Source organism: Bradyrhizobium sp. 139, from assembly GCF_023074175.1.
Classification (GTDB): domain Bacteria; phylum Pseudomonadota; class Alphaproteobacteria; order Rhizobiales; family Xanthobacteraceae; genus Bradyrhizobium.
Map to the genome: position 1 here is coordinate 1 of NZ_JADPKS010000013.1, position 681 is coordinate 681.

Genomic DNA, 681 nt, shown 5'->3' on the forward strand with positions numbered 1-681 from the left:
ACAATCGGCTGTTTGTAGAAGCGGTGATCTACCGTTATCGGGCCGGCATCCCTTGGCGGGACTTGCCCGAACGCTTTGGCGACCCGATCAAGATCCATACGCGCTTCTCGCGCTGGGCCAAGAGTGGCGTGTGGAAGAAGCTGTTTGAGATGCTGGCGAGCGATGCGGATAATGAGTACGCCATGATCGACAGCACGATCGTGCGGGCACATCAGCACAGTGCCGGCGCACAAAAAAAGACGGCGAAGACCAGGCGATCGGGCGCAGCAAAGGCGGGCTGAGCACCAAGATTCATGCGCTTGTCGATGCGTTGGGCAATCCGCTGGACTTCATCCTGACGCCGGGCCAGGCCCATGATCTGGAAGGCGCGGACGCACTGCTGCCGGATATGACGGCCGAGGTCTTGCTGGCAGACAAGGCCTTCGATGCCGACGAGCGGGTGATCGATCCGTTGCTTACACGGGGGAAGTCGTTCGTGATCCCGCCCAAGAGCAACCGCAAGGTTCAACGCGAGTTCGATAAGGACGCCTACAAGGCACGCCACCTCATCGAGAATTTCTTCTGCAAGCTCAAGCAATACCGCGCCATCGCCACCCGCTACGACAAAACCGCCAGAAATTTCCTCGCCGCAATCCACCTCGCGGCTGCTATCATCTGGCTCAATTGAGGACAGGCCCTAGG

1 pseudogene is annotated in these 681 nt (G+C 59.3%); it reads left to right on the forward strand.

From position 1 onward, the window contains the following. Positions 1-667, forward strand: a pseudogene (locus IVA80_RS04495) (IS5 family transposase); the annotation flags it as partial. Positions 668-681: the final 14 nt, after the last annotated feature.